A 16765-nucleotide genomic window follows, 5' to 3' on the forward strand; every position below is an offset into this window, starting at 1 on the left:
CCACCTGTCGTGACCGCCGTCCGGCCACTCCGACCTGGCCATAGGGACCCGGCCGGCGGGTGGTTCGCGCGTGGTGCGCGGGCCCGGGCGGGAGTTCATCTCCCGCGCCTACAACGTCCTGTTGCCGAGCGGGCGGGCCTGCGGATCCACGAGGTGCCGGTGGACGACCTGCGCGGCGTGCGGCGCGTGGGGCGTGCCCTCGCCACGGAGGCGCTGCCGCTGGACCGGCTGCGCCGCCCCTTCGGTGACGATCCGCGCGACCGGGCGGGACGGTGCGTCGGCGCGCGGGGGGCGCGCTTCAGCAAGGTCACGGTGGGTGGGGCGACGCTCTGCGACCCGACGACGCCGGTGCGGAAATAATGCCTTGTACGGCGTAGAGGAGCTCTTGTACGGTGTACGCCGCCAGCCCAGTCATACGCTGTACAAGGGGGATCTCACATGTCCGCGCCGACCACGGAATCACCAAGCGCCGCCGCCGGCTCGCGGCCGGAGCGCAATCCCACCCGGTGGGTGGTGCTTGCCGTGATCTGCCTCGCCCAGCTCACGGTCCTGCTCGACAACACGGTCCTCACGGTCGCCATCCCCTCCCTCACGGAGGAGATGGGGGCCGCGACGTCCGACGTCCAGTGGATGATCAACGCCTATTCGCTGGTCCAGGCCGGACTGCTGCTCACCGCGGGCAGCGCCGCCGACCGCTACGGGCGCAAGAAGCTGCTCGCCGCCGGCCTCGCCCTCTTCGGCATCGGATCGCTCGCGGCGGGCCTGTCGGAGACCACCGGTCAGCTGATCGCCGCCCGCGCCGGCATGGGCGTCGGCGGAGCGCTGCTGATGACCACCACGCTCGCCGTGATCGTCCAGGTCTTCGACGAGGAGGAGCGCACCAAGGCGATCGGGCTGTGGGGCGCGGTCAGCTCGCTCGGCTTCGCCGCCGGGCCGCTGATCGGCGGGGCGCTCCTCAACCACTTCTGGTGGGGCTCGATCTTCCTGATCAACCTGCCGGTGGCGGTGCTCGGCCTGCTGGCCGTCCTCAAGTGGGTGCCGGAGTCCAAGAACCCGGCCGGTGAGCGGCCCGACCTGCTCGGTGCGCTGCTGTCCACGATCGGCATGACCGGCGTCACCTTCGCGATCATCTCCGGGCCCGGGCACGGGTGGACGTCCGCGCGGGTGCTCGTCTCGGGCGCGGTGGGCGTGGTGGTGCTGGCGGCGTTCGCCGTGTGGGAGCGGCGGGCTCCGTACCCGATGCTCGACATGCACTTCTTCCGCAACCGGCGGTTCGTGGGCGCGGTCTCCGGCTCGATCCTCGTCGCCTTCGGCATGGGCGGGTCCTTCTTCCTGCTCACGCAGCACCTGCAGCTCGTGCTCGGCTACGACCCGCTGCAGACCGGCCTGCGGATGTCGCCGCTGGCGCTGGTCATCATCGTCCTCAACCTGACGGGTGTCGGGGCGCGGCTCCTGCCGAAGATCGGCACGCCCGTCTCGATCGCGGGCGGCATGGGGCTGCTGGCGGCGGGGCTCGCGGCGATCGCGGTCCTCGGTGCGGACGGGTACGGCGGGATGCTCTTCGGGCTCGTGCTGATGGGCACCGGCATCGCACTGTCCATGCCGGCCATGGCCACGGCGATCATGTCCGCGATCCCGCCGGAGAAGGCGGGCGTCGGCGCGGGGCTCAACGGCACGCTGCAGGAGTGCGGCAACGGGCTCGGCGTGGCCGTACTCGGCGCGGTGCTGAACTCGCGCTTCGCGGCGCTGGTCCCTGCGGTGGCCGCGGGGGCGGGGTCCCTTCCGGCGGCGCTGGCGGAGGCCCGCACGGACGGGGACCGTGTGGCGATCGCGGACGCGTTCGCCACCGGGGTGCACACCAGTCAGCTGGTGGGTGCGGCGGCGGTCCTGGCGGGCGGCCTGGTCGCAGCGCTCCTGCTGCGCAGGGCGGAACGCTCGGAGTCACCGCAGTAACGCTTCCCTCGCGGGGCGGGCCCGTGGGGGCGGGGGCGATGGGCGCGGCCCATCGGGCCTTCGGGGGCGTGGGGTTGCAGGCGGCCTGGGTCCCTGTATTCCGCCGCAGCGGTGCTGAGCCGTCGTGGTGGGTTTCGGCGGTGCCGTTCCGGGCTGAGGTGGGTCCGGCACCGCCGGGCAGGTGGGGTGTGGTTGCTCGCCGTTGCGGCGGGATTGATGGGCCTGGCCGGGCCATTAGCCTCGCGGCCGCTGGATCCGCCGCGGCGGGGGGATGGGCGTGGCCCATCGGATCCGTGGGGGCGTGGGGTTCTGGAGGGGGGCGGGGGTTGTGGGGCAGGGCCTAGCATTTGGTGCGGATGGGAAATGAGAGGGAGGCGCAGGATGGCGGGCGGCGGTAAGCGCGCGGCGAGCGGTCCGCGGGCCAGTGTGTGGCTGGCCGGGAGGCCCGACCCCGCCCCACGGCGCGAGGGCGACCAGGGCGCGGGCCTCGACCGGCGGCGCATCGTCGCCGCCACGATCCGCCTGCTCGACGCCGAGGGCCTGGAGAAGTTCTCCATGCGGCGCCTCGCCGCCGAGCTGGGTGTGACCGCGATGTCGGTCTACTGGTACGTCGACAACAAGGACGACCTCCTCGAGTACGCCCTCGACGAGATCTGGGCCGAGGTGGCCCTCCCGGACCCGTCCGACGACGGCGCCGACTGGCGCGACCAGCTCCGCAGCCTGGCCGAGGCCTACCGCAGGTGCCTCTCCGCCCACCCGTGGGTCTCCCACCTGGTGGGCCGGTACCTCAACCTCGGCCCCCGCTCCATGGCGTTCTCGAACGCCACCATCGCCGCGATGTGCCGCAGCGGCATTCCCCGGGAGCGCGTCACCGGCGCGCTCGCCGCCCTCTTCCAGTTCGTCCACGGCTTCTGCACGATCGAGGGCCTGTACAAGGAGCGCTGCCGGGCGGCCGGCGTCACCGAGAACGAGTACTTCCGGGACGTCATGAACGTGGTCTCCGCGACCCCCGAGTGGGCGGAGACCTACCGGGAGGCCGCCGAGGTCGCCGAGACCTGGGGGAAGGCGGGGAGCGTCGCGGAGATGCGGCAGCGCGACTTCGCGTACGCCCTCGACACGGTGATCGCCGGCATCGAGGTCATGCGGGACCGCCGCTCCGACGACTGAAGGCCCCGGCCGGTGGCGCGCAGGCCGTCCCCTGCCTGTGCGCGCGCCACCACCCGGGGCCCGTCTCCGGGACCCTCATGCCGTTCCGGTCCCGGTTCTCCGTCCGCCGGGGGCGCGTCTCCGCTCGATTCCGCGCCCCGGCCGACGGGGTCTGTCAGCCGCCCTGCCGGGCGGGTGCTGCGTTCTGTGCGCTGTGTTCCCCGGCGCCCGCCGCCGGCGCCCCGGGCCGTCCCTGCAGGGCGACCTCCTTGATGAACAGGGTCAGGACGAAGGCCAGCAGCGCGCACGGCGCGGCGTAGAGGAACACGTCGCCCACCCCGTGCCCGTAGGCGCTCTCGACGACCGTCCGCAGCGGCGCGGGCATCGCGTCCAGCTTGGGGATGCCGCCGCCGGAGCCGCCGCTCTTGGCCGCGGCGGCCGCGGCCTGCGGGCCGAGCGCGGCGATGCCGTCCTTGACGTAGTCCGTCACCCGGTTGCCGAGCACCGCGCCGAGCGCGGAGACGCCCACCGCGCCGCCGAGGGAGCGGAAGAAGGTGACGACGGAGCTGGCGGCGCCGAGGTCCTTGGGTGCGACCTGGTTCTGCGTGCAGAGCACCAGGTTCTGCATCATCATGCCCATGCCGAGGCCGACGAGGGCCATGTAGACGGCCAGGTGCCAGTACGGCGTGTCGTAGCGCATGGTGCCGAGCAGCCCGAGGCCCGCGGTGAGCAGCACGCCACCGCTGACCAGCCAGGCCTTCCAGCGGCCGGTCTTGGTGATGATCTGCCCGGAGATCGTCGACGACAGGAACAGGCCGGCGATCATCGGGATCGTCATCACGCCGGACATCGTCGGCGACTTGCCGCGCGCCAGCTGGAAGTACTGCGAGAAGAAGACCGTGCCGCTGAACATCGCGACACCGACGAAGAGGCTCGCCGCCGACGACAGGGTGATCGTCTTATTGCGGAACAGCCGCAGCGGAATGATCGGTTCGGACGCCTTGGACTCGACGTAGACGAAGATCGCACCGAGCAGGATCGAGCCGCCGACCATGGCGTAGGTCTGCCACGAGATCCAGTCGTAGTTCTTGCCCGCCAGGGTCACCCACACCAGCAGCAGCGTCACCGAGGCGCTGATGAAGAACGCGCCCAGCCAGTCGACCTTCACGTCCCGCTTCACCACGGGCAGCTTCAGCGTCTTCTGCAGCACGATCAGCGCGATCACGGCGAAGGGCACGCCGACGTAGAAGCACCAGCGCCAGCCGAGCCAGTCGGTGTCGGTGATGACGCCACCGAGCAGCGGGCCGCCGACCGTCGCGACGGCGAAGGTCGCACCGAGGTAGCCGCTGTAACGGCCGCGCTCGCGCGGGGAGATCATCGCCGCCATGATGATCTGCGCCAGGGCGGACAGACCGCCGACGCCGATGCCCTGCACGGCCCGGCAGGCGATGAGCGTGCCGGTGTTCTGCGAGAGGCCGGCCACGACCGAGCCCGCGACGTAGACGATCAGGGCTATCTGGACCAGCAGCTTCTTGCTGAACAGGTCGGAGAGCTTGCCCCACAGCGGGGTGGACGCGGTCATCGCCAGGAGCGAGGCCGTGACGACCCAGGTGTAGGAGGACTGGCTGCCGTGCAGATCGGAGATGATCTCGGGCAGTGCGTTGGAGACGATCGTCGAGGACAGGATGGCGACGAACATGCCGAGCAGCAGCCCGGACAGCGCCTCCATGATCTGCCGGTGAGTCATGGGGGCGCCGGCGTCCTGGCCGCCGTGCTTGGCGTGGCCGCCCCCCACACCGGCCGGTGCGGTCGAAGCCATGAAATTCCTTTGCGGTGCGAGTGTGGCTTGAGGTGTACGTCTGAGGGTTTTGCGGGTCCTACGGGTCTTGCCGGTCCTGCGGAGCTACGCGGTGCGGGTCGTCCGGCAGCCGTCGAAGCTCTCGCGGAAGCGTCCGAGCAGCTCGATCAGCCGGCCGACGTCCTCCGACGACCAGTCCCGCAGGCAGGTCGCGAGCGCCTCGGTGTAGCGCCCGGAGACCTGCCGGAGCAGGGCCTCGCCGGCAGGGCTGATGCGCAGCAGCCGGGACCGCCGGTCCGCGGGGTCCGGGTGCCGTTCGAGCCAGCCCCGGGCCTCCGCGTAGGCGACGTGCCGGCTGGTCACCGACATGTCGATCAGCAGCAGTTCGGCCAGCTTGCCCATGCGCATCTCGCCGTACTGCCGCAGCATCGTCAGCACGACGGCTGCGGCCGGCGAGCAGTCCGCCGGGAGGACGCGGGCGAGGTCGCGCCGGACGGCGGCGACGGCGCTGAGCTGCCGGGCGAGCTCTTCGTACTGCTCCTGCTCGGCCACGCGCCGCCCCTCCCCACTTCAGTTGCTTAGGGCAACGATGTAACCAGGAGTTGGTTGCTACAGGCAAGTGAAATGGGGTTTCCATGGGTAAAGGTAGGGCCAAGGATTTCTAGAGGGGTGTAAAGCCGCAGGTCGGAACGGAAACGGACGGAGCGCCTCAGTAGAGCGGGGCGCTGCGCGCCATCCGGCCCTCCTTCGCTAGGGTCCTGGCCTATGGCCAACCCCCATCAGCAGAACCCCGAGAGCTACGACCCCGCGGGCAGCACCCAGATGTTCCGCGCCTTCGTCGACGAGGGCCAGGGCGCCCCCTCGGGCAGGCGCGCGGCGGCGCCCGCCCCCGCCCGGTCGTCCGGTCCCCGCGTCGGCCTGATCGCCGGCGTGATCGTGGGCATCGCGGTCGTCGCGGCCGTGGTGTGGCTCGCGTTCGGCTGAGCCCGGGCTCGGGCTAACCCCACTCCACCTTCACGTCGCGCGTCTCGACGTGCATGCCCCACGGCACGCGCCAGGCGTCGACGCACACCGTCCACGCCCCCTCGACCGTCGCGCCCGCCTCGATCGGCACCGGGAGCGGCTGCGACGAGGTGATCGTGGACCAGTCCAGGCCGAGCAGGTCGATCACGTGGCTGCCGAAGGTGACGGTGCCCGTGGTGACGGGGCTGCCACCGGAGTTGGCGAGCGGCACGGTGACCTTCTCGCACCAGCGCCGCCCTTCGTCGTCCGCGGACCGGTGCGGCTCGCCGGTCTCCAGCCGGGCCGCTTCGGGTGTGTGCGAGGGCTGCCCGGGTCGTGAGGGCGGCGAGGGTGACGACGGCGGCGACGGTTTCGCAGGGGATGCGGGGCTCGCGGTGCGCGGAGGGCTTCCGGCGCCCTGTGGGCTGCTGATCCCGCTGGAGGGCGGCAGTGGCGACGGTGGCGGCTGCGGCGACTGTGGTGGCTGTGGTCGCGAAGAGGCCGGCGGCCGGGAAGAGCCGGGGACCGAAGAGCCTGGTGACCGGCCCGGAGAGCGGCCGGAAGGCGGCGCTGCGGGCAAGGGGTGGAACTCGACGCCCTCGTCGGGCGGAACGGCTCCGCCCACCGGGTGGGAGGACGAGCCGGGGCCTGCCGCCTCGGAGGCGACGTAGGCGTCGCGGTCGGTGCCGCCGCAACCTGCGAGAACGCTTCCCAGGGCGAGTGCGGCCGCCGCGGCTGAGGCGGATGCGGAGACGATCGTCTTCCGTCGCATCGGCCCAGTGTGGCTGACGGTCAGTCAGGAGTACAGAGGTGGAAAGTACAGGCCGGCGATCCCCCGTGCGACTCGCCGTATGGTGGATGTTCCCCCGTGAGATTCCCCCGTGGCGGTGCGTCTAGTCCGCGATGAGGCCCTCGCGGAGCTGCGAAAGCGTCCTGGTCAGGAGCCGGGAGACGTGCATCTGCGAGATGCCGACCTCCTCGCCGATCTGCGACTGCGTCATATTGGCGAAGAAGCGCAGCATGATGATCTGCCGTTCCCTGGGGGGCAGTTTAGCCAGGAGGGGTTTGAGGGACTCACGGTACTCGACGCCCTCCAGCGCACTGTCCTCATAGCCGAGCCGGTCCGCGAGGGAGCCCTCGCCGCCGTCGTCCTCCGGGGAGGGGGAGTCGAGGGAACTCGCGGTGTAGGCATTGCCGACGGCCAGGCCGTCGACGACGTCGTCCTCGGAGACGCCCAGGCACAGGGCCAGTTCGGGCACCGTGGGCGAGCGGTCGAGCTTCTGTGCGAGCTCGTCGCTGGCCTTGGTGAGGGCGAGGCGCAGCTCCTGCAGCCGGCGCGGCACGCGCACCGACCAACTCGTGTCCCGGAAGAACCGCTTGATCTCGCCCACGACCGTCGGCATCGCGAAGGTGGGGAACTCCACGCCCCGTTCGCAGTCGAACCGGTCGATCGCCTTGATCAGACCGATCGTGCCGACCTGGACGATGTCCTCCATGGGCTCGTTGCGGCTGCGGAAGCGGGCGGCCGCGTAGCGCACGAGGGGGAGGTTGAGCTCGATCAGGGTGTCGCGGACGTAGGCACGCTCCGCGCTGTCCCGGTCGAGGGCGGCCAGGCGCATGAAGAGTGAACGGGAGAGGGTGCGGGTGTCGATGGATTCGCAGTCGTCGAGCACGGCGTGTGGTGCGTCGGTGGCGAGCACCTTCGCGCTGCCCAGGTCTACGGACATGCCACCCCCTTGAGGTCGCGGACGGGTCACAGCGGTGCCCCTCGCACGAGGGGTTCGGCCCCCACCTGAATACCGGAGGCCGCGCTGTGGCAAACGCAGTTCCTGCAGAATGTCACATGTCGGCAACACGCTGTAGCGTCAAGTCGACATATCTGCTGCCTCGTATGAGGAGGGGGTCACTCGTGAGGGTTAGGCTTCGATTCGATTTGCGGAACGCAGCCGCGCGAAGCTGCGCGAGAGCAGCCGGGATACGTGCATCTGCGAGACGCCCAGCTCCGCGCTGATCTGGGACTGCGTCAGATTGCTGTAATAGCGCAGCAGCAGAATGCGCTGCTCGCGCTCCGGCAGCTGCACGAGCAGGTGGCGCACGAGGTCACGGTGTTCGACCCCGGCGAGTGCCGGGTCCTCGTAGCCCAGCCGGTCCAGCAGGCCGGGCAGCCCGTCGCCCTCCTGCGCGGCCTCCAGCGAGGTGGCGTGGTACGAGCGCCCGGCCTCGATGCAGGCCAGCACCTCGTCCTCGGGGATACGCAGCCGCTCGGCGATCTCGGCGGTGGTGGGCGTGCGGCCGTGCAGCACGGTGAGGTCCTCGCTGGCGCCGTTGACCTGCACCCACAGCTCGTGCAGCCGGCGCGGGACGTGCACGGTGCGTACGTTGTCGCGGAAGTAGCGCTTGATCTCGCCGACCACGGTCGGCATCGCGAAGGTCGGGAACTGCACCCCGCGGTCCGGGTCGAACCGGTCGATGGCGTTGATCAGGCCGATCGTGCCGACCTGGATCACGTCCTCCATGGGCTCGTTGCGGCTGCGGAAGCGGGCGGCGGCGTAGCGGACGAGGGGGAGGTTCGCCTCGATGAGGGCGGCCCGCACACGGGCGTGCTCGGGGGTGCCGGGCTCCAGGGTGATGAATTCCTTGAAGAGCACCTGCGTGAGGGCCCTGGCGTCGGCGCCGCGGCTCCTCGGGTGATCGGTGTCGGCGTCGTCGGGATCGCCGTCGGGGTCGCCGTTGGGATCGGCGTCGGGGTCGGCGTCGGTGCGGGTGCCGGTGCCGGTGCCGGTGCCGGCGTTCCCGGTGGTGCCCGCGGCGGGGGCCGCGGCAGCCTTCGCGGCGGTCTTGGCGGGGGTGGCCGTGCCGGCGTCCTGACCGGCGCCCCGGCCGGGGTTCTCGAGGAGCTCGGGGCCGCCGGTGCCGCCGGGGTCGGCGTCGGGTCCGAGGGGGCGCGCGGTGGCACCCGCGGGCGGCTGGTCGCGCTGGGGAGGGGCTTCCTGGAGGGGGGCTTCGGGGACGGTTCGGGCCGACACGGTTCTGCCACCCTTCATGGTCAACTCATCCGGCAAAAGCGGTCATAGCATCACAAGACATGTGCACTGTGTGCAAGAACCCCATAACATCGTGTTGACCATAAAAACGGCCCCTCGCCCAGGTGGCGAGGGGCCGTGCGCAGCGGGCGCTCAGAAGGGGTAGTCGGCGATCACCCAAGTGGCGAATTCACGCCACTGCGCGACACCCGCCTGATGCGCGGGGTGGTCCAGGTAGCGCTGCAGCGCCTCGGCGTCGTCGACGGCGGAGTTGATGGCGAAGTCGTAGGCGATCGGCCGGTCCGAGATGTTCCAGGCGCACTCCCAGAAGCGCACCTCCGGAATGGCGTCGCCGAGCGCCTCGAACGCCTGTACCCCGGCGACGACGCGCGGGTCGTCGCGCCGGACGCCCTCATTGAGCTTGAACAGGACGAGGTGACGAATCACGGCACTGCCTCCACGCCGGGCGGACCGGACCGCTCCGGCTCGGCGGCGCGGCCTGTCAGCTGATCAGTTGGGTCATAAACTCGCCGACGCTCTTGGCGGCGTCCGAGATGCCCTCGAACCCTATCTGGACGAGCTCCGCCGACCGCTTGGGGGAGTGGATGATCGTGTACGACACGAAAATGACGGCAGCCCAGAGCGCGATCTTCTTCGCTTGCGCCACGAGGCACTCCTCCCCCGGTGATCCCTGCGACCGCGACCCCCGTGATCGCCTCCTACGGTGGCGGAGTCTATCCGCACATGTGACCGAGCCCGTGGTTTCCCCTCTCCGCGCGCCGCCTTCATGCCGCCTTCACGCCACCTTTAAGGACCAAAGGCCTGCCAAGCCGGGCCCTTCGCCGTACGGGGGCCCGTGCGCCGGGGCGGAGGATAGGGGGAGCCCGTACCGGATCTGGCAGGAATCCGGAGGGCCAGGGACATGGCCTCACTGCGGGGTCAGGGCCGCGAGCTTCCCCCCGACTGCGGCCCGGACTTGGAGGCCGTGACCCCGACGGGGGAAGCGGCTGTCCCCCCGATGCCGCTTCCCCCGACCTGCTTTTCCGGAGCCCCGGCCCCGGACCCGTATCGCGCCCGGGTCCGGAGCCGGGGCTTCCGTGCGTTCCGCGCCCGCGCCCGCGCGCGCTCCGGCGCGGGCGAATCCGGAGGCGCGATCACAGCTTTGCGACAAAGGTGAGATTCACGTACTGCGGGGGCACCAGAAAGGTATCCGGCAGCCGGCGGATCGCCGGTGCCGGAGGTGAGGGGCCGAGGGAGGTCGGTGAGGGGCGACATGGGCGCGGAAGAGCCCGCCTTCGCCATGCGGGAGCGCGTGGCGTGCGGGGCGATCATCATTGAACTGCACGGTGAGATGGACATCTTGGCGGAACAGGAGCTCGGCCCGCGCATGGACGCGCTGACCGAACGAGGCCGCGCCGACATCGTGATCGACCTCCGTCGCGTGACGTTCCTGGACGCGAGCGGACTCCGGCTGCTGATCAGAGCCCGGCACCGCATGCTCTGCCGCGGTGGCCGGCTGCGGGTGGTGCGGGGCGTGGCGCGCGTGTCGCGGGTGATGCGCGTGGCCGGAGTGGAGGGCGCCTTCACCATCGTGGACGCGTTTCCGTCCGTACGGACGGAGGAGGCGGGTCCGCAGGACGGCAGCGTCGCCTGAGCGGTGACACAGCCGGGGGCGCGGTCGGCGACACGGCCGGGGGCGCAGCCGCGGACGCGGGCCGGCCCCGGCGGCGCGCCGGCGCGTGCTCGGCGCGCGCCCTGCCGCCCCCGCGCCGCCCCGCGCCGCCCCGCGCCGGCTCGTCAGGCCGTGATCCCCGCCGCCTCCACCAGGGCGCGGGCCGTGATCCGGCAGCCCTCCAGGGCGTGTTCGGCCGTGCTCGGGCGGAGGCGGCCCAGCGCCGGGTCGAACTCGCTTCCGAGGACCCCGGCGTGGTCCGTCCGCGGCTCGTCGAGCCGCACCGGCCACCCGTGCCCCTGGAGCGCGGCGGCGCACTCCCGCGAGAAGCGGATGTCCACCTGGTCGTCCACCGTGCCGTGCACGAGCCGCACCGGCACGGGGGCGGCCCCGGCCGGGAGGTCCGGGAGGTCCGGGAGGTCCGCGAGGTCCTTCAGGGGGACCGAGGCGGTGGTGCGGGCGGGCACGTCGTAGCGGCCGGCCAGGCCCACGACGGCGGCCGGGCGCCAACCGCCGAACAGCTCCGCTCGCAGCGCGGTGGCCACCGCCGCCCCCGCGCCGGCCGACCACCCCGCGACCACCACCCGGCCCGGGTCGCCGCCGGACTCCGCCGCGCGCTCCCGTACGAACGACAGGGAGTCCAGCAGGTGCGCCATGCCGCGGTCGGGAGCGTCGGAACGCCAGTCCGCGGCGAAGACCACGACGCCCTGCGCTGCCGCCGCCTCCGCGACGGGCCGCACGATCTCCCGCTCGTCCGGCCCCATGCCGTGCCAGAGCAGGACGGCGGGTGCGCTCCCGGCACCGGGCCTTGCGTAGACGTCCACGGCCTTGCCGGTCGCGGTGCGGGCGAGGGTCCGTGTCACGCCGGTCTCCACGGTCATGCCGGTGCGCTCCTGTCGTCGTCCGTCGTCCTGGCCTCTCCCGTCACTCTTTCACCGCGGCCAGGGAACTGTTCACCCGCGCCGCCGCGTTGGCGGCGTCGTCGACGGTGACGACGAAGTGCTTCCCGGACGTCAGCTCCAGCCACAGGGCGTCGCCCGCCCGCAGCGAGACCGCGGTCTGCCCGGGCAGCCAGCGGTATCCCCACCCGCCGAGCTCGCCCGGCCGGGTCGGTCTCGCCGACGCATGCCGGATCCGGGACAGCCGTATCCGGCGCTGCAGGAAAGGGAGGAGAACGGAGCGGACGGCCACCCCGTGGGGCGTGACCGTGACCCGGACGGCGCCCGTGGCCAGCAGGGCCGCCGAAGCCGTCAGCAGGATCAGGAAGACGGACCGCAGGCCGGGCGCCAGAACGGCGACCGCCACGAACGCCACGGCGGACACCGCCCCCAGTGCCACCATCCAGCCCGCCACGACCGTACGGCTCCAGGCCGCCGTCTCCGCCCCCTGGCCGCCTTGCGCGCCCCTGCTGTTCGTACCGCCGTTCATGCCGCCGTTCATGCCGCTGTCCCCGATCTCCCGGACGCCACCAAGATCGTGCACCTTGTTCGCATCACGCTAGAACAAGTGATCGCCCGCGGCAAGGGCCTTCGCTACGGGACCCGTTGCAGCACCGTGTAGCCCAGCCGGACGTCCGGGTTGTCGGTCAGGACCGTGTCGTGGAGTTCGGCCCACGAGTGGAAGGCCTGGGCCGGGGAGGGCGCGGCGCGGCCTCGGGCCACCGTCATGCGTGCGGGCAGGCCGAGCGTGCACAGATAGGTGGTCAGGGCCAACGACCGCGGCAGACACGGGCCGTTGGGCAGTATCGCCCGGAGCACCAGCTGGGCGCCGAGGATCTCCCGGCGGGCCAGCCGCACCGCCGTGCCCGGGGACAGGCCGGACAGGGCCGCCGAGCCCCGGGCGGGCCGGGCCCGGCACAGGTAGGGGTACGCCCCGCGCCAGCCGCGCCGCCGGTACAGCCACAGGGCCCGGGCCGTGCGGGCGACGGCGACGGCCCGCAGGCGAAGCGGGACCGCCGGCGGTGGCGGGCCCTCCCGGGGGCCGTCCAGGAAGAACTCCCAGTCCGCGGTCACCGCTCCGCCCTCCGCAGGCGGCGCCTGCGCGGCGGGCACCCGCCGCCCCCGAGCAGCAGCGACCGCTCGCCCAGCCGGTCGGCGAGCCCGGCCAGCCCGGCGGCCAGCGTCGCGTCGTCCGCGTCGAAGTCCTCGCGCAGCCGGGCGACGGCCGCCGGCACCGAGTCGCACGCCAGGGCGGTGCGCAGCATGTAGGTGGCCGTGGAGTTGAGGGTCAGGCAGACACCGCGGCGGGTGTCGAGGATGAGGCCGGCGTCGTCGGTGTCGTCGAAGACGGCGTGCTCGGCCAGGCCGATCAGAGGCATCGGGTGAATCCCCTCCGGTTCGCGGGCGTGCGCCGCGCGTCGCTGCGCAGGAACAGCTCGGTCATGGCGGTGCAGAGCAGGGTGTCCGCGTTGAGGCGCAGCCGCGCCGGCTCGGCCAGGACGTCCGCGAGCCGGAGCGGGTCGACGATGCCCATGCGGACGAGGTGCGCCTCCGGCCCGCCGATGAGGGCGGCGAGGACGTGGCGGTGGCCGAGGACGTAGTCCTTGTGCGGGGAGCCGGGCCACAGCCGGCCGTGCCGCCGCCAGACGGCCGCGGGGAACCGGCTGGAGAGCATCAGCCGGAGCACCGGCTTGGTGATCAGCCGTCCCTGGTGCGGCAGGAGCCGGTAGGCGTCCGGCATGCGGGCGGAGAGCCGCCGCAGGCTCTTGCTGCCCAGGGGGTTGCACAGCTGGATGCCGCGGGGCCGCCAGAGGGTCAGGTTCGCGCAGTGCTCCTGCGGTGTGAGACCGGGGTGCTCCTGCGGGGCGCCCGCGGCGGCGGGAGCGCCGTCCCGGTCGGCGGCGAACGGAGTGAGGAAGTCCGCGGGCCGCGCACCGCCGTATCCGGGCGCGCCGTCGTCGAGCAGGGAGGAGCCGGGCGAGGCGCTGCGCAGGATGCGGGGGAGCTCCCAGCGCGAGGTGAGCAGTCCCCGGCACAGGACGGCCTTCTCGCGCGCGGGCAGGTCGCCGGTGAGCACGCCGTGCAGCCCGTAGCGCGCCGGGCCGAAGATCCGGTCGCCCTCGCGGCCCCAGGCGAGGAAGGTGATCCCGTCCCGGGCGACGCGCTCGGCGGTCTGTTCCAGCCACCGGTAGGCCGTGTGGTTGTACGGGTGGGGGAACTCCCACCGCTCGTCCAGGTATCCGGCGCCGTGGTCCGTCACGACCGGCACGAACGGCACCCCCAGGTGGTCGCAGACCGCCCGGGCGTATCCGGACTCGTCCGCGAGGGGGTCCCGGGTGGCCCGGTGGTAGGCGACGACGTCGGCGCCGGCCGCCGCCAGGGCCGCGAGCACGGCCGCGGAGTCCAGGCCGCCGCTGAGCAGGATGCCGGTGCGGCCGCGGCCGGCGTACGGCCGTACGGATTCCAGCAGGAGGTCCCAGGCGGTCTCGGCGTACTCCGCCATCGTGGTGCGCGCGGGCAGCTCCAGCGGGGTCACCGGGTCGTACACGGCCGTGGTCACCGCCCCGCGCTCGACGGTGACGATCCGGCCGGGCGGGACGGGGGTGAGGCCGGGGTAGACGAAGACCGCCTCGCCGCGGCAGGAGCGCCGGACGGCCTCCGGGTCGAACTCCCCGGGGCCGTCGAGCAGGTCGGCCGGGTCGGTGGAGAACCGCAGCAGGTCCGCGGAGGCCCGGTAGTGCAGGCCCTCCTCGCCCGCGGCGCTGCGGAAGAGGAACACCCGGTGGTCGGTGACCAGCGCACCGGCCAGTTCGCCGGGCATGCGGGCCAGTTCCGCGTGGCGGCCCTCCTTGAGGGCGGACACGAGCCGCCCGACCCACGCGGGCGTGACCGGGCCGCGGACGACGCCGGTCAGCAGGAGTCTCTCCCGCTCGGAGGGGAACGGCACCCTGGGCGTCCCCGGCGCCGCCCACTGGACGAGGTGGCGCCCGGGGTCGGACCAGGCCGGGCGCCGCCCGAAGGCGGCGGTCACGTACGAGATGCGGGACGGGCCGCCGCCGAACGGGACGCGTCCGTAGCAGCCCAGGTAGTCACCGACGGGTACAGCGACGGGCTCCATGGCTTCCCTTCCGGGCCTTCCGTGGCTTCCGGGGTTCCGGGCCTTCAGACGGCCGTCCTGCCGCCTGCGGCCTTCCGACGACGCTCGCTGCTGACGTTCGCTGCTCAGAGAAGGGCTTCAGTTGCGGGGAACCCGCCATGGGCGGTCAGCTGTTCGACTGTGCCGAGCTCGTCGATCCGCGGCTCCACGTAGGGGCGCTTGGCCGCGGGCGGGTCCTCCGGCACCGGCCGGTCGGTGGCGTGCGTGCTCTCCATTGCGGTCCCTCTTTCCGCAGGGCACTGTGTCCGACCCCTCCACGGTCGGGCACTCCCGCCGCTCCCGCACAGAGGGTGCTGACGCGCTGGAGCGGCGCCCCGGAGCGGGTGCAGGGGCGCGCGGCGCGCGGACGCTCAGGTACCGGGGTGCGCGCCCGGACGGCGGTCACGCCGCGTCATGCCGCCTCGATGAATCTCCGCACCATCTGCGCGAACACCTCCGGGTGCGACACATGCGGAATGTGGCCCACACCTTGCAGACCCCTCAGCTCCGCCCTCCGCATCGTCCGCGAGAGCTCGACCGTGACCGGCGGCAGCCACGGCGGGCTCTCCGTCCCGTACGTCAGCAGCGCCGACCCGGTGCAGGCGGACAGCCGGGTGAGGTCGAGGCTCGCCCAGCCCGGATCGGACTGCTCGGCCGCGAACGCGCGGCTGTTGGCGACGAGGGTCGCGCGCACCCGGTCGGGCAGGGCCTCCCAGGAGCCCGGGCCGAGGGCGACCTCCTCCGTGAAGCGGCGCACCCCCTCGCCCGCCTCCCCGGCGAGGATCAAGGCCACCGCCGCGTCGATGCCGTTCTGCGCGGCCCGCATCAGCACGTGGACGGGATCGTCGCCGCGGATGACGCCCAGCAGCGGGGGCTCGTGGGCGATGACGGTACGCAGGAGGTCGGGGCGGCGGACGGCCAGGCCCAGGGCGGTGGACGCGCCGAAGGAGTTGCCGACGACGTGGGCCGGGGCGAAGCCGAGCGTCTGCAGCAGCGCGGCGAGGTCGTCCTCGTGCTCCCTGCGGGTGCCGCGGCCGGCACCGCTGGTGCTGGCGCTGTGCCCGCGCCGGTCGTAGACGAGGACGCGGAAGGACTCCGCGAGGGGCGGGACGACCGCCTGCCAGGTGTAGTGGTCGGTCAGCCCGCCGTGGACGAGCACCAGCGGCTCGCCCTCGCCCACGACCTCGTGGAAGAGCTCTGCGCCGCGCACGCGGACTCGCGCCATGCCGGGCCTCCCTCGCTCGGACGTGCCACTCGGGCACCCCGGTGGGTCCGGCCGCAGTCCGTCCGTCCATGACAGCCGCCGCGGCGCACCGTCCGCAAGACCGCCTCTTCCTGGTTCACCCGTTCGTACAGTGGGCGGGAAAGGGTGACACCCCGGGATCCCGGCTCCCTCCCGCGCGGGCGATACGGGGCGATCATCGACGCATGGACAAGACCCTTCACCTCGCCCAGCAGCCCGAGGCCGACGCCCTGCTCGGCCGCAGCCCGCTCGCCGCGCTGACGGGGATGCTGCTGGATCAGCAGATCCCCATGGAGTGGGCGTTCGCCGGTCCGTACGCCATCACCCGGCGGATGGGCCGCGACGACCTCGACGCGTACGAGATCGCCGCCTACGACCCGGAGGCGTTCGCGGCGCTGCTGTCGGAGAAGCCGGCCGTGCACCGCTACCCGGGCGCGATGGCCAAGCGCGTCCAGCAGCTGTGCCAGTACCTGGTCGAGCACTACGGCGGCGAGGCGAGCGCGGTGTGGGAGGGCGTCGCGACCGGGGAGGAGCTGTTCCGGCGGCTCAAGGAGCTGCCCGGCTTCGGCGAGCAGAAGGCCCGCATCTTCCTCGCGCTGCTGGGCAAGCAGCTCGGGGTCGCGCCGGAGGGCTGGCGGGAGGCGGCCGGCGCCTACGGGGAGGAGGGCTCCTACCGTTCGGTCGCGGACATCACCGGGCCCGAGTCGCTGGCCAAGGTGCGGGAGCACAAGCAGGAGATGAAGCGCGCCGCCAAGGAGGGGGCGGCCAAGAAGGCGACCGTCCGGCCCGCCCGGAGGACCCCGCGGCAGACGAAGCAGGGCTGACCCTGGCCTGTCCCGGCCCGCCCTCTCCCG

18 protein-coding genes and 2 pseudogenes are annotated in these 16765 nt (G+C 72.8%); 6 read left to right on the forward strand and 14 right to left on the reverse strand.

Going from position 1 to position 16765, the window contains the following annotated elements; genetic code table 11:
* Positions 1-19 precede the first annotated feature (19 nt).
* From FGW37_RS17125 to FGW37_RS17135, 3 genes and pseudogenes are all read left to right on the forward strand, one after another.
* Positions 20-264 (forward strand): annotated as a pseudogene (locus FGW37_RS17125) (glycosyltransferase family 2 protein); the annotation flags it as partial.
* 174 nt (positions 265-438) lie between these two features.
* Positions 439-1953, forward strand: a complete 1515-nt coding sequence (locus FGW37_RS17130) for an MFS transporter (protein WP_179081847.1) — start codon at positions 439-441, stop codon at positions 1951-1953.
* A gap of 381 nt (positions 1954-2334) precedes the next feature.
* On the forward strand, positions 2335-3120 hold the full coding sequence (locus FGW37_RS17135; protein WP_179081848.1) for a TetR/AcrR family transcriptional regulator: 786 nt from the start codon (positions 2335-2337) through the stop codon (positions 3118-3120).
* A 154-nt stretch (positions 3121-3274) separates the two neighbouring features.
* Here FGW37_RS17135 and FGW37_RS17140 read toward each other — a convergent pair whose 3' ends face one another.
* Together FGW37_RS17140 and FGW37_RS17145 are read right to left on the reverse strand one after the other, a co-directional pair.
* Entirely contained in the window at positions 3275-4846 is a 1572-nt protein-coding gene (locus FGW37_RS17140) for an MDR family MFS transporter (RefSeq protein ID WP_484600435.1), read from the reverse strand.
* Positions 4847-5002: 156 nt separating this feature from the next.
* Positions 5003-5449: a MarR family winged helix-turn-helix transcriptional regulator gene (locus tag FGW37_RS17145; RefSeq protein WP_179081850.1), complete on the reverse strand. Its 447-nt coding sequence runs from the start codon at positions 5447-5449 to the stop codon at positions 5003-5005.
* Positions 5450-5662: 213 nt separating this feature from the next.
* Here FGW37_RS17145 and FGW37_RS17150 point away from each other — a divergent pair, with 213 nt between their 5' ends.
* A complete protein-coding gene (locus tag FGW37_RS17150; RefSeq protein ID WP_179081851.1) occupies positions 5663-5881 on the forward strand; it encodes a hypothetical protein in 219 nt (72 codons plus the stop codon).
* Positions 5882-5894: 13 nt separating this feature from the next.
* Here FGW37_RS17150 and FGW37_RS32995 read toward each other — a convergent pair whose 3' ends face one another.
* The 5 genes and pseudogenes from FGW37_RS32995 to FGW37_RS17175 form a co-directional block, all read right to left on the reverse strand.
* Positions 5895-6131: a hypothetical protein gene (locus tag FGW37_RS32995; RefSeq protein WP_218650588.1), complete on the reverse strand. Its 237-nt coding sequence runs from the start codon at positions 6129-6131 to the stop codon at positions 5895-5897.
* Positions 6132-6792: 661 nt separating this feature from the next.
* Entirely contained in the window at positions 6793-7626 is an 834-nt protein-coding gene (locus FGW37_RS17160) for an RNA polymerase sigma factor SigF (RefSeq protein WP_179081853.1), read from the reverse strand.
* Between the two features lie 189 nt (positions 7627-7815).
* Positions 7816-8583, reverse strand: a pseudogene (locus FGW37_RS17165) (RNA polymerase sigma factor SigF); the annotation flags it as partial.
* A gap of 492 nt (positions 8584-9075) precedes the next feature.
* Complete coding sequence (locus FGW37_RS17170) at positions 9076-9369, reverse strand: Dabb family protein (protein ID WP_179081854.1); 294 nt, start codon at positions 9367-9369, stop codon at positions 9076-9078.
* 55 nt (positions 9370-9424) lie between these two features.
* Positions 9425-9589 carry a hypothetical protein gene (locus FGW37_RS17175; RefSeq protein WP_168092965.1) on the reverse strand — a complete coding sequence of 55 codons (165 nt, stop codon included), beginning with the start codon at positions 9587-9589 and terminating at the stop codon, positions 9425-9427.
* 606 nt (positions 9590-10195) lie between these two features.
* On the opposite strand from FGW37_RS17175, the gene FGW37_RS17180 reads away from it, so the two are divergent.
* Positions 10196-10576, forward strand: a complete 381-nt coding sequence (locus tag FGW37_RS17180; protein WP_179081855.1) for an STAS domain-containing protein — start codon at positions 10196-10198, stop codon at positions 10574-10576.
* A gap of 143 nt (positions 10577-10719) precedes the next feature.
* Here FGW37_RS17180 and FGW37_RS17185 read toward each other — a convergent pair whose 3' ends face one another.
* The 7 genes from FGW37_RS17185 to FGW37_RS17215 form a co-directional block, all read right to left on the reverse strand.
* Positions 10720-11475 carry an alpha/beta hydrolase family protein gene (locus FGW37_RS17185; RefSeq protein ID WP_179081856.1) on the reverse strand — a complete coding sequence of 252 codons (756 nt, stop codon included), beginning with the start codon at positions 11473-11475 and terminating at the stop codon, positions 10720-10722.
* 43 nt (positions 11476-11518) lie between these two features.
* A complete protein-coding gene (locus tag FGW37_RS17190; RefSeq protein ID WP_179081857.1) occupies positions 11519-12076 on the reverse strand; it encodes a hypothetical protein in 558 nt (185 codons plus the stop codon).
* A 50-nt stretch (positions 12077-12126) separates the two neighbouring features.
* Positions 12127-12606: a lasso peptide biosynthesis protein gene (locus FGW37_RS17195; RefSeq protein WP_179081858.1), complete on the reverse strand. Its 480-nt coding sequence runs from the start codon at positions 12604-12606 to the stop codon at positions 12127-12129.
* Positions 12603-12911, reverse strand: coding sequence for a PqqD family protein (locus tag FGW37_RS17200; protein ID WP_179081859.1), 309 nt, complete (start codon positions 12909-12911; stop codon positions 12603-12605). Before FGW37_RS17200 ends, FGW37_RS17195 begins: the two co-directional genes overlap by 4 nt.
* Positions 12902-14650 carry an asparagine synthase-related protein gene (locus FGW37_RS17205; protein ID WP_179081860.1) on the reverse strand — a complete coding sequence of 583 codons (1749 nt, stop codon included), beginning with the start codon at positions 14648-14650 and terminating at the stop codon, positions 12902-12904. The genes FGW37_RS17200 and FGW37_RS17205 overlap by 10 nt, the downstream gene beginning before the upstream one ends.
* Before the next feature lie 104 nt (positions 14651-14754).
* The gene (locus FGW37_RS17210) at positions 14755-14904 is read right to left on the reverse strand and encodes a hypothetical protein (protein ID WP_179081861.1); all 150 of its coding nucleotides are present in this window, start codon (positions 14902-14904) and stop codon (positions 14755-14757) included.
* Between the two features lie 176 nt (positions 14905-15080).
* Positions 15081-15893 (reverse strand): alpha/beta fold hydrolase, encoded by an 813-nt coding sequence (locus tag FGW37_RS17215; protein WP_179081862.1) that lies wholly within the window; start codon positions 15891-15893, stop codon positions 15081-15083.
* 203 nt (positions 15894-16096) lie between these two features.
* Here FGW37_RS17215 and FGW37_RS17220 point away from each other — a divergent pair, with 203 nt between their 5' ends.
* Complete coding sequence (locus FGW37_RS17220; protein WP_179081863.1) at positions 16097-16735, forward strand: HhH-GPD-type base excision DNA repair protein; 639 nt, start codon at positions 16097-16099, stop codon at positions 16733-16735.
* The last annotated feature ends 30 nt before the right edge of the window (positions 16736-16765 follow it).

Origin of the sequence: Streptomyces rectiverticillatus (assembly GCF_013394065.1) — a bacterium.
GTDB classification, from domain to species: Bacteria; Actinomycetota; Actinomycetes; order Streptomycetales; family Streptomycetaceae; genus Streptomyces; species Streptomyces rectiverticillatus.